Below are 15,742 nucleotides of genomic sequence, written 5' to 3'. Positions count from 1 at the left end.
GAGGAATTGATTACCAGTTTTAATCATTTTAAATTTCTAATGTCCTCCATAAACCGGTAAACAGGAAGCCGTTCCCCCTTTTCTGAAGGGATATAGCCGAAGCTTGCATAGCTATCAACCGATTCTGGCTCAAGTGTAAGGGAAAGAAGGTTTGACTGAGGCTGAGCTGTCAGGAAGACGATACTGCCTTTCCGTATGTTAACCTTTTGTTTTTTTACTTCGGATTTAATTTCATGAAGACTGATCCCTTCATATTTTTCTGCAGCTGTCTTATCCGTTACGGTCATGGTTTCAACCTCAAGCAATTTATCCTTTTTAAGTGTAATCCCTCTTAATCCCTGATTCTCAAGCTTTGCGGCGGCTTTCTCCTGACCGGGCTCCAGAATATAGGCAGTCGGCCGTTCTCTTGTAAGGGTAGCCTTTGCATTCGAAGCGCTCTTATAAAGAACCGGCACCTCTTTTACCTTGCCTGCTTCAATATCAACCATTTCCAGCTTTCTCCCTGTAACAGGCTGATTCTCGCTATCAATCACAATCAGATCCCGGTCATGGGGAATCAAGCCTTTCTTAATCAGGTTCAGCCTCTCTTTTGCAACCCCGTATTTTACTTTCGCAGCATTTTCAGATGTAAGCGCAATGATGTTTTCATGGGTGGCAATCTGGGCGGCAACCCGTCTTGAAAAATTCTCGCGTCCAATCCCGATTCCTCTTGTTTCCACCAAGAAGGATATCGCAGGCGACAGGCCAAATGCGTTACGTCCTATTCTTGCTTCAGTACTGCCCTCTTCCAGTTCAATGCCACCGCTGCTGTTCACTTTAGACGTATAATATGGTTCATTTGAAAAGCCCTTTTGATCAAGTGCAGCTTCTGTATCTTCTACAAACAGCTCATCGGAGATCTTTCTGATTTTTTCAGGAATATTTAGATTCTTTCCTGACAGCAGCAGCAAGTCATGATACTTTAACAGCCCCAATTTGCTGAATTCCTGCCCCACACTATATTCATGAGCATCAATGACGACTTCCGGCATAAAACGGTTGAATTCCTTATGGATAGCTTGTACCTCTTGTGACTCAAGTTTAACGTGGTCGCGATTTCCATCAAGACCATTTTCAAGCTGTCTCGTAAAAAGGAAAGATCCATCCGGATTAACCCGCGGCACAATGATGACATTGATTCGATTTAGCACATCATTCCCAAATTTCCCTGAAAGCTTTTTAGCCATTGCAAGTACTGCCTCACCGGCCGCAGGTTCGTTTCCATGAATTTGCCCCTGAAGCCATACAGTCGGCTTTTTTGAAATAGCAGATGGAGAGATTTTTTGATCCTTTGAAAAATATAAGGCAAGTAATGGACGGCCTTCCCGTGATTCTCCTATTTTCTTAACGGATAAGAAATCTGTTTCCTTTTTTAAACCGTCCACAAAATCCTCCAGTTCATCCTGGGAAGTAAAAGCTTCCCCGCTTCTGGAAAATGCCGGAGTAAGAACCTCAGGCTTTGGCTCTGGGTAAAGATCGAGCACCTGTTTTGGCTGACTGTATTCCTTCCCATAGTAAGGTGCTTCTGCATGTGCTGATGGCATCGCCCCTGCAATTATGATTCCAGCAGCAGTAGCAGCAGCGACTCCTAATTTACCCCATCTTCTCTCCATGACACCACTCCTCTTAAGTCTATATGTATAGTATATCGAAATAAACTAATTATCTAAATATTATGAAATATGTGATTTTTTATCGAGACTTTGGTCATGGAGTCAAATTTTGAACGCTAATTAAAAAGAAAGGCTGTGTTCGTATTAATTGTTGCTGAGATGAACATACTGTATAATAAGAAAACTATTATGACAGAGGTGCTTTCATCAATGTGGTTAGATATGTATCAACAATTTTCGGAGCTTTCTGAACACGATAAACAAAAGTTTTTCAACGCTATTAAGGAGAACGTTTTTCCTGAAGTGCCAACAGATATTTCAAAAATGGTTGGTGATGTTCGGGAAAAACGGTTTTCGGATGGATTAGCGTGTGTTCATTGTGGAAGTGTGTCCGTTAAACGAAATGGTACATATCGTTCACGCCAACGTTATCTTTGTAAGGATTGTGGTAAGTCATTTAATGATATGTCTGGCAGCCCTTTATCAGGGACCAGATATGCTCATAAGTGGGTCCAATACTTCGAGATGATGATTGAAGGCTATTCCTTGAGAAAGATTGCCAAAAAGATGAAAATCCATCTTTCTACTGCGTTTTACTGGAGACATAAGATTCTTTTTGCACTTAAAACTGTGGGACACAAAACACTGACAGGGATTATCGAAAGCGATGAAACCTTTTTCTTGGAGAGTAATAAAGGCAACAAGTCCATTTCCCACCGCAAACCACGCAAACGCGGTGGCGTTGCAAAAAAACGTGGAATATCAAAGGAACAAATCTGTGTAGTCGTTGCTCACGATAGAAACGGTCAGATTCTTTCTCAAACCGCAGGAAAAGGTCGTGTTACAGCCATCGAATTAGATGCGGTCTTAGGGAACTATTTAGATAGTTCCGCTTTGTTATGCACGGATACAGCAACCAACTACAAGAAATTCGCCTTGATGAAAAAGATGAAGCACGAAGCCATAAACGTAAGCAAAAAAGAGTTTAAACGCAAAGGTATTTATCATATTCAACACGTTAACGGCTACCATAAACGACTAAAAAAATGGATGGACCGTTTTCAAGGAGTGGCGACTAAATACCTTGATAACTACTTGTTTTGGCACCGATTCCTGGAGATGAATAAAAAGTTCCCCTCTAAAGAAAGAACGACAGAATTACTTCTAGTTTCTTGTCAAAGACCAACATTTACAACTGTTCAAAGTATTAGAGATATTGGGTAGAAACGATTCAACGAAAAAAGAACCCACTTCAATTGGGTCCTTTTTGGATTATTTGTTAAACTTGCATCGCTTTTAAAGCCTGTTATCATTACCCTTTTTAATCTGTTCGCTTAATGTATCAATTTTGCCTTCAAGATTTTTAATACGGTCTTTTGTTTTGTTATTAGTACGGAAAAACCAAACAAGCAATAGAACAATAAGTGCAATAAATGCAAAGCTGAAAAATTGGAAAATCAAATCACCAATAATCAAGGAAATCACCTCTTTTAAAATTTTAATAGTTAATACTATATATACGAGTTTCTTTGCGGATAAGTTTCATTTAATTAAATAAGCATTATATTAAAGGAAGAATTACTGAATAAACGTTTTTATTCTTAAGCAACAAACTTTACGAACACAGCCAAAAGAAAAGACATCTTTATACTCGGTTCGTCTTCCCCAGGGCCCTAAGAAAGGCAAGATTAGCAGTAAACATGATTGAAAACCCGAGCAAACTGAAACTGATAAATGGCATCATTGCGGGCAGTACGACTGCGAGAAAATAAAATCCAGCTACAGCTGCAAGCATGGATACAGAATGAAAAGGATAAGATAGAGCAAAAATGAGCGCCAGTTTCACAGCTCTCCGGACTCCTGACTGAAAGTGAACATATGCGGGGAATACAAATAAAAAAGTAATTCCATATATGAAAAGTGCCATGGCAAGAAGCAAATAAAGAGCCATGCCTGCAATTCCTTCAAGACTGATTGCAAATCTCAAATAAAAATAAAGGACAAAGCCTGCCAGTAAAAAGAATAACCCGATCAGATTCGCCTTTTTCCATTCGCTTCTCCAAGTCTTTTTAAAGGTTTCCAAAATGGGAGCTTCAGATTCTCCCCGAAGCCATTTTCTCATCACGGTGTACATGCACACTGTGGCGGGAAAGACACCAAAAATGCCCAATCCGGCTATCGTAAATACGAGCCACAGCAGCTGTACATAAGCAAACCTCATCGTCCACTCCATTCCCCTGTAAAGGGCTGTTGTCATAATAAAACCTCCTTAAACGAACAGGTCTGGCCATTTCCAGCCAGACCCATTCTAATTATCCTTTTGTATATCGCTTGTACGCGTCTTCATGTACCTTAATCAATTTATCGACACCCATTTCTTTCAGGCGTTTCGTGAATTTATCAAAGTCTACCGGTTCAGCACCCATCATCCATTTTTGAATCATCTCATCACGATAAGTCATGATTTGCAGTCCGATGTCGTTTTTAATTTTTTCTTCTTCTTCCGTAAAGTTAAGAGCCGGGACTTCTTTTAAGAAGTAATCGTTTTTAACATAATCCTCTACTCCCTCGAGCGCGAGCGGAGCCATCCACTGTTTTTCATATTCAAAATCCTGCTGGTAGGCGAACATAATTTGGGCGCCAACAGCACGCAATGCTCCAGGGACATCCGGACTGCCAAGTACTTCTTTAGTAAATGTAGGTTTTCCATTTTCGAGTGTGTACGTCTCACCCTCTACTCCATAGTTCATGAGCCTTCTTCCTTCATCTGTAAAAAAGTAGTCTAAATACTTAATCGCTGCGACCTGGTCTTTTACAGAATGGCCGATTGCGACTCCTGTGTAATTATTAAATGGTGAGCGGATTGTAGGTTCCACACGCTCTCCCTTTGAATTTTCAGGAGGCGCCATCGGGACAAGATTAAATTGCGGTGTGTGTTTTTTGGAAATATCATTGTATGTTACCGTGCTCGCAAACCAGTCATGGGTAGAGCCTCCCGTATTGTTTCCAAAAAGAACATCGCGTGATGTAGCGCCGCGCGTAAATATTTCAGGATCGATCAGCCCTTCACTATACCATTTGGCCAGATTTTCCATGGCATTTCCAAAGTCTTTTTCCATTGGACCATATACAACCTTATCTCCCTGGAGATAAAAATCACCGTACCCTCCCCAAAGACTTGCCAGGTCAAATATGCGCTGATTAATGCGGGAAAATAGCGGAACTTCATCTGCTTTGCCGTTTCCGTTTGGATCCTTTTCTTTAAATGCTTTTAGCACTGTGTAGTATTCGTCAACCGTTTGAGGCATTTTAAGGCCGAGCTTATCGAGCCAGTCCTGACGGATAAACCAGCCTTCAGCCGCTTCCCCGTCGGCAATAAACGGCAAATAGTAAAGGTGGCCGTCAGCTGCCTTTGAAACCTTCATAATCTCAGGCATTTTATCAAGATAGCTCTGAATATGCGGAGCATGTTCTTTAATCAGATCCTCAAGCGGAACAAAAGCCCCCTCTTTTCCATACTTATTGAGATTTTCTTTTTTCTCAAAAACCAGGTCCGGTATTTTTCCGGAGGCAATCATAAGGTTGAATGCTTCCTCGCTTTTTGTAGAGGATTTAGGGGCGACCCCTTTGAGGGAGACATTCGTCACTTCAGCCGCTTTTTTAAATGTGCTCCAATTATCATCAAATATAACCTGACCGTCATTATAATGAAGGTGAATCGTCATTTCCATCGGCTTTTCGCTTACTTTAGGACCGCTCGTTTCCTTGCTTTCACCCTTTTGCTCTGTTTTCTCTTTCGGTGCACTCGTTGTATTGCTGCAGGCGGCAGCTGATAGAACAAGCATTCCCGATGCCAGGACGAATGATAGTTTTCTCCATTTTCCCATTGTTTCTCCCCCTTTAATATTCTTTATAAAAATGATGGAATTCCATCAGTAAACCCGTTTATTCTTTGACTCCGCCTAGCATGGTTCCTTTTACGAAATATTTTTGCAGGAATGGGTAGATGATGATGATTGGCAGGATGGAGACAAAAATAGTCGCATAGATAATCGTCTCTCTTGAAAATTCAGTCATCGCATCTGCTGTTGCTAAAACCTGCTCACTGACCGTCATTTCCACAATCAGTTTCTTAAGCATGACTTGGAGCGGAATTTTGCTTTCATCATTTAGGAGGACCATCGCCCAAAAATAACCGTTCCAGCGGGCAACTGCGTAAAACAGGCCAACTGTTACGAGCGCGGGCTTAGATAATGGCAAGTAGATTTTCATCAGAATCTGGAGGTCATTTGCCCCGTCTACCTTAGCCGATTCCTCTAATGAATCAGGAATTGATTGGAAGAAGCTTCTTAAAATAAAGACCAGGAAAGTAGAAACCGCAAATCCAATAATGATGCTGGTTCTCGTATCGAGCAGGCCCAGCTCTTTAAAATTCAAATAGGTAGGAATAATCCCCGCCTGAAACCACATCGTAAAAGCGATGAAAAAGGCAATAAATGCTTTTCCGCGAAGCCGTTTTTTCGATAAAGGATAGGCTCCGCATATCGTTAGCAGCAAGTTTACCGCTGTTCCAAAAACCGTGTAGAATATGGTGTTCCCGTAAGCGGTCCAGATGTCAGGATCCTGAAGCACCTTAGCGTATGAAATGAACGTGATATCCTTTGGAAACAAAATAACTTCTCCGGATATAACGGACTGAGCTGAACTAATGGAAGCTGAAAATACATAGATGAATGGATAGATGCACGCGATGGCTAATAGAACAAGAAATCCATAGATCAACACATCAGACAATCGTTCACTTTTGCTCTTTATCATCACGACTCACCTACCATAAACTATTTTCTGTGAATTTTTTGCTGAGTTTGTTGGCTGTGACTACAAGGATGAGACCAACGATGGAGTTAAATAACCCCGCAGCAGCTCCAATCTCATATTCCCCGCCCTGTAGTCCCGCTCTATAGACATAGGTGTTAATAACGTCTGCTGTTTCATAAGTACTTGGCTGATAAAGAAGGATAATTGCTTCGTATCCCACTTCCAAAAAAGCACCGATTTGGATAAGAAACAAAATGATAATCGTCGGTAGAATTCCAGGAAGGGTTACATGCCACATTTGCCGCCAGCGGTTTGCTCCATCCATTTTGGAGGCTTCATAAAGGGCTGGATTAATCCCAGCCATCGCTGCCAGATAAATAATGGCGTTGAACCCTACATCCTTCCAAATGTTCATGCTTGTAAAAATGGTTCGGAAATACTCGGATTCAGTCAAAAAATAGGTTTTCTCCCCGCCAAGCTTGTCAATCAGAATGTTAACCAGCCCGTTTGTAGGGGCGAGCATGTTGGTGATGATCCCAGTGATAACCACAATAGATATAAAGTGCGGCAAATAGGTGAGTGTCTGCACCGTATTTTTAAACATTTTGTTCTTTACTTCATTGATGAGAAGTGCAAGTAAAATCGGTGCCGGAAATCCGAAAACAAGCCCATATATGCTGATCAGTGCTGTATTGGTAAGAGTCCGGATAAAATACTCACTTTCAAAAAAACGGATAAAGTTATCAAAACCGACCCAGGGGCTTTCCGCGATTCCTTTAAATAAACTGTAATCTTTAAATGCAATCTGCAGTCCTGCCATCGGCTTATACTGAAAGATCATGTACCAGAGAATAAACGGAATCAGCATCAGATACAGATACCGATCCCGAATCAGACTGTTCCTTACTGACAGGAGAAAGGGTATTTTGGCTGGTACAGTTTTTACTTCAGGTGATTTCCTTTCTAAAATGGGTGTTTCCAATTATACATCCCCTCTCTTTTTTGTAAGCGCTTTCTACAATTTCATCATAATCGCTAAGAGGATTCAGCTACTATCTCAATTTTTCTTTAGAGATACTCATTTTTATTAAAATAGAGAACTAGTTGAAAAAATGGAGGTTTATCGAAAAAAATAGCTACTTTCTGCATTAAAGGAAGACCATCAGAAATGCCGCGATGAGGCGGCATTCCTGATGCTTGAAATCGACAGCATGCAGCAGCCTCAACCATCAAATAAAACAAAACAGGAAGCAGCCCCCCTGTTTTAGTCTGTTTTTTCATATTGCCCGGGTGATAATCCTACGTATTTTTTAAAGATCCGGATAAACGTATTTACATTGTTATAGCCAACCAGCCTTGCCGCCTCATTTACTTTCATATTTTTTCCTGCAAGAAGTTCCTTTGCCTTTTCAATTCGAAAACGATTTAAATACTCTTTATAATTTTCCCCGGTATATTCTTTAAATATGGTGCTGATATAACTAGGAGTTAGCTGAAAGTGTTCAGATAAATCCTGAAGGGAAAGGTCTTTGCTGTAGTGCCCCTGGATATACCGGACAATCCGGCTCGCAGCCGATGGACCTGGCAGGGCTGATGAGATTCGATCGGAAGCACTTGTGAAAGTTTTCACTATTTCACCTTTCAGCGTTTCCCGATCCCGAATGGCACTCATCTCCAAATGCAGCATCTCATCCCCCGGCACCCTTGCCGATGACTGAACAATTCGGTTAACGGTTCCTGCCATAGCAAAGACAAACTGAGAGAGTGCTGCTTTATCAAGATTCTTTTCTTCAAGATTTTCTTCAAGAATCCGATTCAGAATTTGAAACGCTTCCTCCTTTTTACCCTGAACAAAATAATGAATGAGTTCTTTTTCGACCTCTAACGGATAAAAAAAGGATCGTTTTTGTTTAAGAGACAAATCATCCCAGCTTAAAATCTGCTTTTTTTCCATAGAAAGCCTGTTTTCCAATACCTCGGACGCCTGCTGAAATGATTGGTCCAGCTCATATAAGCTCTTTACTTCCTGTCCGATGGAAACGGTAATGTATTGACTGATTTCCCGGTCTACAATCATCAGAGCCGCAGAAAGCTTCTCTTTCAATGTTGAAACAGAAAGGCTTGCTGTAATTAATGCGGATTTCCCCGGGGCAAGCTCGACCATTTCAAATGGAATCCCCTCCCCCAATACATCCTCTAACAGCTTAACCGCCTGCCTGCCTAGTTTTGTTCTTCCTTCATTGAGCAAGCGGACACTGCTGTAATCGAATTCGATAATCGATACAACCGTCCTCTCCTCGTATTGGGACATTCGAAATTGGCTGATTCCTTTTAAAATGACCTTTTCTGCAGCAATGCCATGTAGCACATCCCATAAAAATTTCATTTTAAGAGGAACTTCACTTTGTTTGATCACATTCGTGAGTTCATGATTAACCTCTTTCATACGCAGAGCCGTTGCCTGAACAAAGACAAATTCATCTTCTCCTGCCTTCATCGGATACTCCTCTTTTAATGCTGCAACCATTTTATGAACCGGCTTATACGTATTCCAAATGAGAACACAAGCCATCAGGATTCCCGCAAGAAGTAAAAGTGCAGGAATAAGGGCAGCTGCGAGCCATTGGCTATTTTGATCAGTTTGCGGTGCAATCTTAGGTGTGATATACACATAGCTAAGACCCTTGAGGCTTTTGGATCCAATGGAGTGTATAATATAGCCATCTTCCTCAAATTTGTAATAAGCGGGAATCTGCTCATTTTTGCGATTAATTTCTTTTGTAACGTTCCCCTTTAAAATCAGTCCTTCCTTCTTCTTTTGATCCAGCGAAAACACTTCTGTCCCTGAAACGATCATCAGTGCATCATCCTGGTTTTCAAATGCTTCGGGGAGCAAATTCATTTTCTTAAAAGAGAGAAAAAACAGGACGGTTTTAGCGGTGCTTACCCGATATTTTTTTACTAATGTAAGAGTATCGGAATGTTCCGTTCCTGTTAGCGTAATGGTTTCAAAGTAGCTTGACCAGCTCGAATCCTTAGCAAAAGCTTCAAACTTTCGCTTAGCTTCATTCGTCATAGAAAGCTCTTTGAAAAAATTGTCCGCAGACATCGTATAGCTGGAGGTTATCACGGTACTGTCATCCTGCAGCATTAGAGCTATATCATAGTCATAGTTAGAAAAAGCGGTTTTATTTCGCTGAATCTCCTGAAGGACCCTCCCCATGTGATAATACTTTAAGTCAGAGCGGGCGAGATCCGTATAATCTTTGAAGGCTTCACTCGTTTCCAGCTGAATCATTCCATTAAGAGCCACTTGAATTCGCTGATCCATCATATCCTGGGCCTGCTGCAAAAGCAGTTTTTGGCTGCTGCTTCGCTCGACCCGGCTGATTTCCATATTTTTCGAATAATAGACAGCAAGAGTGCCCACGGAATAAATTAAGATAATGAAGCAAAATGAATATAAAAGAGTCCGGAAGAATTTATTTTTCCACATCCCTGCTGCCCCCTTTTGCAATCTGTCTTTTGTTCTATATTTTCGATTAACCCGCTTCCAAATCCTTCAATTTATTATTCTCTTGATCAAGAAATATTGCCCTAATCCCCTGTACCGTATAGGTTTTGAAAGAAAAAATCTTTTTCGCATGCAATTTGAATTTCTGTCTCATTTTTTGTAGAATATATTTTTGTTAAACTTAGCTGTTGATTTCCGTTGCAGGCGTTCGTTTTCCGTGGGGCGGTGAGCCTCCTGATATGAACGAAACTTTCAAGAGCCCCCTGCAACCTAATGTTTTACTTTGTTTTTGAACAGCTTTAAGAAGAGAAGCGTATTTCGCTTCTTTTTTTGTGTTTTATTTGACAGGCAGCGACTGAATATAATTCCTTTCTTGTTTATAGAATAGACAGGAAGGACACGGCACGAAGGCAAAAATTTCAACGGCGGTTAGCACTCTGATATTCGTGGGTTCTCACATTTTATCTTTCCGTATAAAGGACTTTTCCACAAACTCGGGACGTGCGTTCATCCACATGGGACTAGCACAGAGGAGGCGCGTGGATTTTCCTTTCCGGTTTTACTCTTTGCCTTCGAGCCCTATTCTCCCTATTCTATTTTGAATCGGTCTACAACACGTCAGGATCACGACATCTTTTTACGATTCTGGGACATCTTCGACTTCTTGCATCACGGCCCAAATAAACCCAGCTAACTCTCTCGCTACAGCTGTTATGGCTTTACTGCTCTCTTTTCCTCTGGATAGTAAGCGGTAATACTTTTGATGAAGGCGATTTTGTGCTTTCCAGGATATGGCCTGAATGGTCGGAGATTGTCCACTTTGTCTTCGTGCCAATTCTCCTTTAACCGCAGGCTTATATCGGTAACTCCAAGCGGCTTCGACCAATAACCGTCGTACATGCCGATTTCCTGTCTTGGTTATATTTCCTTGCCGTCTGCTTTCTCCACTCGAATATTCGCTTGGAATCAACCCGACATACCCCATGAAGTGATTAGGGGTTGGGAATCGTTTAAACGAACCTATTTCTGCCACAACACTCGAGGCGGTGACAAGGGCAACACCTCTCAAACATTGGAGGGCCTGAATTTTCCGGGCATGTACCCCTTCATTTGAGTGAACCCGAATTTCTTCTTCCAGCCTTAAGAGTCTTTGACCGATTTCTTTAAGCTGATAATAGTACTCCTGAAACGTAACCCGCAAAGAAGAATTCTCAAAATGAAGGGTATCCAGCCATCTGAAGTACTTGTTGGTCCACTTATTTACACCTGCCGGTGGCTTAATATCGTTGCGTAGTAAAAATTTGCTTAACCGGTGTTTCACCCTTAACTCATCCTCTTTCACATCTTCCCGGCAACGTACCAGATCCCGAAGGGCTTCGTCTTCTGGAGTAGGAACATAAACGGACGTTAACTCCCCAGCCCGATATAATTGAGCCAGACGAACAGAGTCTCGGCGATCGGTTTTAATTCGATCTCCAGGCCTTTTCGGAATAAGAGTTGGGGCAATCACTGAACAATGAATGTTCAATGTTAGTAATAGTCTGTATAACGGATATCCGGTAGGACCGGCTTCATAACAGACACGAAGGGACTTTGGGCTGCCCAGCTTCTTCATCAATTTTTTTACGGCTTCAGGCGTATGAGGAATGACCCCCCAGTATCTCGGTGCTTCCCGTCCTTCTTCTGCGACCGCAACGGCAATATTTTCTTTTGATACGTCTAAACCTACGTATTTAATGGTATCCTGCATAATAGCTAGCTCCTTCCGTAATGTAGCTCTGATTTGGTTTTGTTTTGTTTGACAAAAACAGTCTAACCAAATCAACCTACGATTTTACGAGTAAGGGGCTAGTTTCGTTCATGATAACTCAGCGCTTTGCGCCTGCGGGGTCTCACCTGTCCCGCTGCTCCCACAGGAGTCTCACGCCTTCCACTCCAATCAACAGGTGTTAAAAAATCATCATAGCGCTTTAACACAGCTTAAAATTATAAAATTGTGTGTGTTACCGAACGGCATATGGGCTCAAGATTTTTCTCTGATTCCATGCAGATAGATTGTAGATTTAGAATTATTTCTTAAAAAAGGAGGCGCATATCATGCTTCTCGCGGATACCAGACCTGAAGAGGAAAAGGACGCAGAAGAGATACTGGAGGAAAAAGAAGAGCTGGAGATGCAGCTTTTCAGAATGCAGGCAAACATCAAAGATATTGCTAAAAACGGCAGAGGCGAAGTGCTCGGCATTGACCAGACGAGTGAGGATAAATGGGTGATTGTCCACGCAATAGATGATGGAAATGCGTGTAAAATCATGATAAATGATTGCGAGACTGCCTATAAAGGAATGTGGGACTTCAGCATACAGGCAACCTACAAAACAGACGACACCATTAAAATAGGGGACATTAAAGGTCCTTCCAACAAAGGATATGGCTCTATTTGTATGAATTACCTGAAGCAAAAGGCACGCCAAAACAATATTCCATACATTGTCGGGGATATTGCAGAACGGGACTGGGATCACGTTGACCGCCTCGTTCATTTCTATAAAAAACATCAGTTTAATGTGGATTTGGACAGTGAAAATAAGTGCGGAGAAATACTTTGGATCAATGGGTGAGACTGCCTCTATATATGGGGCAGCCTTTTTTTGTCATTCGTGGTATTCTGAGAAAAAAGAGAATGGGTGATCCTGTTGGAAATTCGCAAGCTGCAAAACCATGAAGATGCTCCAATCGATTTGCTATTACAAGCTGATCCATCTGAACGTCAAATAAGGAAATACCTTGAGCGAGGCAGCTGTTTTATAGCACTGCTTAGTGATTCAGTTATTGGGGAATGTGTTTTGCTTCCCACCAGACCGGGTACTGCCGAGCTTGTAAACATAGCTGTTTCGGCACCACACCAGGGGAAAGGAATTGGAAAAAAGCTTGTCCTCCATGCGATTGAGCAAGCTCGGCTGCAAGGATCTCACGCGATTGAAATCGGCACCGGAAATTCAAGTATTGACCAGATCGCTCTTTATCAGAAATGCGGATTCCGAATTACTGGAATAGACAGAGACTATTTCATCCGCCACTATGAAGAAAAAATTTATGAGAACGGGATTCAATGTGTGGATATGGTACGGCTGGCAATGGATTTATAACCTTCAGCTGCTTCGCATTCTGAATTGGCCGTTTCCCCGCCCGATTAATGAATCAATTTCGACTCCGCCAATTTCCTTCTAAATCCCTCCGATGCCTTATTAATCGGTTTTTTCAGGAATACACCGAACAATATGGCTGCTGCGCCATATATAATAATTCTGGCTGCATCCATTCTAACGATGTCCCATAAGATTCCTCCGATTGCCTCCCGAAGCAAACTGATTGCGTAAGTGAACGGAAGGAAAGGATTGATTGCCTGGAAGAAAGGCGGGGTAACCTGAATGGGAAATGTCCCTCCTGAACCCGCAAGCTGCAGGACAAGCATGATGATGGCGAACGCCTTTCCAATATTTCCAAAAACTGAAACAAGGGAGTAAACGATCAGCATGAATATGGTACTGATCAATAGAGAAAAAAGAATCAGCCATCCAGGATGGACCGCATATACCCCGAGTATATACACATTTCCCGCTGAAGCAATTAATGCCTGGAATAATCCAATTGTCCAGAATGTTAGAAAACGGCCAAAGTAAACGTGCATGCTCCTGTAACGGCGATTTTCATGTATTTCAACTGACAGTAGGGAAACGAGTAGAACGCAGCCGACCCATAAGGAAAGAACGGTATAAAAGGGTGCCAGAGCTGAACCGTAATTCGGGATGGGAAACATCCGCTCATGCTTTAGTTTTACGGGCTCAGAGAAAAAGCTGCTTTCCTTTTCTGCGTCATTCTGGAGCAATTCAATGAGGCTGTTGATATTATTTGTCTCTTTAAACGCTCGAATATCACTTGCGAGTTTTCCGATTTTCTTTTCAAGAAGCGGCAGCTCTTTCTGAAATTCCCCTACTTTGTTCCCGCCCAGCGCCAGACCCTTCTCTGCATCATTCAATATCTTCTGAACGTCCGGTATGCTGCTGTTGATCTCAGACAAAATGGAGTCAGCCTGATCCGCAGATTTCTGGGCCTCATTTAACGCTTCTTGAATTTTCGGCTGAATGGACGAATCGAATGTATTAAGCATTTCACCCGCTTTTGCACGAGTACCGGCTAACCGGTTTTTGAGCTCTTTTGCCTGCTTTTCTCTCTTCGCCTGATTTGTAACAGCGGAAAGCTTTTTCAAAAGATCCTCCTGCTGCCTGCTCTCTGACTGAATCTCTTTTAAACGTTCAATTGGTACATCAAGTAGAGATGTTTCCGCCTGCGCGTTTAGCCTGTCTAGAACGTCAGCGAGTGCACCTGACAATGCCGCTGCTGCAGAAAGTCTTTTTCCCGCCTCTTCCAGTGTTGCGGGATTGAGATTTGGATCTGCCCATTCATCTGCTGTTCCTTCTAATGATGTAAATATATCCTGCAGCAAGCCTAAATCACTTTTCATCACTTGCGGCAGGTTTTGAAAAACTTTCTCGCTTTTATTCAAAACGTCTTGAACAGATTCTGAAACCTTCATTCCTTTTGAAGACAGACCTGCTGCGATAGGAAGCTGTTTTTGCGCTTCATTCACTAATCGCTGTGACTGATCCGTGTCTTCTGCTGCTGTATTCAGGATTTTTTTAATCTCCGGAAATTCACCCTCCAATTTAAAAATAAGCGATTCCAGCTTTTGAATGGTTGGAAGTTCTTCTTCGAGCTTGATCCCCAGCTTATTGAATTCTTCAAAAATAGCTTTCGTCGCTTCCTTTACAAAGTTAGAGCTTACCTGTTCAATGATCGTTTCTGCTCCTTTCCCAGTAATTTTAGGAGCGATTGGATTGATCTTTTCGTTCACAGAATAGATAATCTCAGGCTGAACTGGGCGGTCAGAAACGACAGTGCCGATTTTTCGTGAAAAATCATCAGGAATTTCCATCCTGGCATAATAATCACCATGCTGAACCCCATTTATCGCTTTTTTCCTGTTTACGAACTGCCAATCAAAGGCGTCGTTTTTTCGTAAAGTTGAAACAATCTCCTTTCCTAGGTTCACGCCCTTCCCTTGAAGATTTGACCCTTCATCTAAATTTGTTACCGCTACTTTGATTTGATCCGTATGTCCATAGGGATCCCATGATGCTTTAATATTGAACCAGGCATAAAAGCTTGGAAGAAGGATAAGTCCGGCAGTCATAATCAGGGCTGCCCAGTTGGCTGCAATTCGTTTAAGGTCATTCCCGTAAATAGAAAAAATTGCTTTCATCTTATTCACCGCCGCAGTTAGAATACGGTTAGTTTGCCGGATAACGGGTGATGAATGCGCAAATAGCCATAATCTTTCATAACTATTTTATTATCCATTGCAAAACAGGAATTGCAGAGGGCAGCAATGAAAAGTTCCCTGCTCTCTTTTTGTCTTAGTATCCAGTGTATATACTAAGGAAAAAGGGGTGGAGACATGCATTTTAATTTAGGGGATCTATTGTTTCAGATTTTTAGTTTCGGCCTATTATTTTTCGCAGGAGCGATTTTCGTGCGGTTTTTCCAATCCAATTCGCGCTCCAAAAAACAGCTTGACCGCATAGAGGCCAAACTTGACGAACTTCATAAAGAAAAAACGAAAAAATTTTAGTACCGGCCGCATTTCGTGCCGGTTTTTTTTACATGGACGAACCGGGTAATAAGCATAATAAGAAAAGC

13 protein-coding genes are annotated in these 15,742 nt (G+C 41.9%); 3 read left to right on the top strand and 10 right to left on the bottom strand.

Annotation, left to right across the window (positions count from 1 at the left end):
- Positions 1-23: 23 nt before the first annotated feature.
- Positions 24-1,652 carry a M14 family metallopeptidase gene (locus WCV65_RS07370; RefSeq protein ID WP_338781241.1) on the bottom strand — a complete coding sequence of 543 codons (1,629 nt, stop codon included), beginning with the start codon at positions 1,650-1,652 and terminating at the stop codon, positions 24-26.
- Positions 1,653-1,862: 210 nt separating this feature from the next.
- Between WCV65_RS07370 and WCV65_RS07365 the strand changes: the two genes are divergently transcribed.
- Positions 1,863-2,876, top strand: coding sequence for an IS1595 family transposase (locus tag WCV65_RS07365; RefSeq protein ID WP_338780503.1), 1,014 nt, complete (start codon positions 1,863-1,865; stop codon positions 2,874-2,876).
- A 72-nt stretch (positions 2,877-2,948) separates the two neighbouring features.
- Here WCV65_RS07365 and WCV65_RS07360 read toward each other — a convergent pair whose 3' ends face one another.
- From WCV65_RS07360 to WCV65_RS07325, 8 genes are all read right to left on the bottom strand, one after another.
- On the bottom strand, positions 2,949-3,128 hold the full coding sequence (locus tag WCV65_RS07360) for a DUF4083 domain-containing protein (RefSeq protein WP_338780504.1): 180 nt from the start codon (positions 3,126-3,128) through the stop codon (positions 2,949-2,951).
- 169 nt (positions 3,129-3,297) lie between these two features.
- A complete protein-coding gene (locus WCV65_RS07355) occupies positions 3,298-3,909 on the bottom strand; it encodes a YesL family protein (RefSeq protein ID WP_338781240.1) in 612 nt (203 codons plus the stop codon).
- 55 nt (positions 3,910-3,964) lie between these two features.
- Complete coding sequence (locus WCV65_RS07350; protein ID WP_338781239.1) at positions 3,965-5,539, bottom strand: extracellular solute-binding protein; 1,575 nt, start codon at positions 5,537-5,539, stop codon at positions 3,965-3,967.
- Positions 5,540-5,597: 58 nt separating this feature from the next.
- Positions 5,598-6,470, bottom strand: a complete 873-nt coding sequence (locus WCV65_RS07345) for a carbohydrate ABC transporter permease (RefSeq protein ID WP_035409086.1) — start codon at positions 6,468-6,470, stop codon at positions 5,598-5,600.
- Between the two features lie 10 nt (positions 6,471-6,480).
- The gene (locus WCV65_RS07340) at positions 6,481-7,452 is read right to left on the bottom strand and encodes an ABC transporter permease subunit (protein ID WP_231889957.1); all 972 of its coding nucleotides are present in this window, start codon (positions 7,450-7,452) and stop codon (positions 6,481-6,483) included.
- Positions 7,453-7,538: 86 nt separating this feature from the next.
- The gene (locus WCV65_RS07335; protein WP_035409087.1) at positions 7,539-7,751 is read right to left on the bottom strand and encodes a hypothetical protein; all 213 of its coding nucleotides are present in this window, start codon (positions 7,749-7,751) and stop codon (positions 7,539-7,541) included.
- Positions 7,735-9,966 (bottom strand): helix-turn-helix domain-containing protein, encoded by a 2,232-nt coding sequence (locus tag WCV65_RS07330; RefSeq protein WP_338781235.1) that lies wholly within the window; start codon positions 9,964-9,966, stop codon positions 7,735-7,737. The genes WCV65_RS07335 and WCV65_RS07330 overlap by 17 nt, the downstream gene beginning before the upstream one ends.
- A 655-nt stretch (positions 9,967-10,621) precedes the next feature.
- Positions 10,622-11,734, bottom strand: a complete 1,113-nt coding sequence (locus WCV65_RS07325) for an IS110 family transposase (protein ID WP_338777767.1) — start codon at positions 11,732-11,734, stop codon at positions 10,622-10,624.
- Positions 11,735-12,081: 347 nt separating this feature from the next.
- On the opposite strand from WCV65_RS07325, the gene WCV65_RS07320 reads away from it, so the two are divergent.
- Complete coding sequence (locus tag WCV65_RS07320) at positions 12,082-12,603, top strand: hypothetical protein (RefSeq protein ID WP_035409093.1); 522 nt, start codon at positions 12,082-12,084, stop codon at positions 12,601-12,603.
- Between the two features lie 75 nt (positions 12,604-12,678).
- The gene (locus tag WCV65_RS07315) at positions 12,679-13,131 is read left to right on the top strand and encodes a GNAT family N-acetyltransferase (RefSeq protein ID WP_035409345.1); all 453 of its coding nucleotides are present in this window, start codon (positions 12,679-12,681) and stop codon (positions 13,129-13,131) included.
- Positions 13,132-13,175: 44 nt separating this feature from the next.
- Here WCV65_RS07315 and WCV65_RS07310 read toward each other — a convergent pair whose 3' ends face one another.
- On the bottom strand, positions 13,176-15,305 hold the full coding sequence (locus tag WCV65_RS07310) for a YhgE/Pip domain-containing protein (protein ID WP_338781230.1): 2,130 nt from the start codon (positions 15,303-15,305) through the stop codon (positions 13,176-13,178).
- Between the last annotated feature and the right edge of the window lie 437 nt (positions 15,306-15,742).

It is taken from the genome of Metabacillus sp. FJAT-52054, from assembly GCF_037201815.1.
Classification (GTDB): domain Bacteria; phylum Bacillota; class Bacilli; order Bacillales; family Bacillaceae; genus Metabacillus_B; species Metabacillus_B sediminis.
The sequence above is the reverse complement of the archived record's forward strand: the minus strand, read 5'-3'. Positions and strand labels throughout refer to the sequence as shown.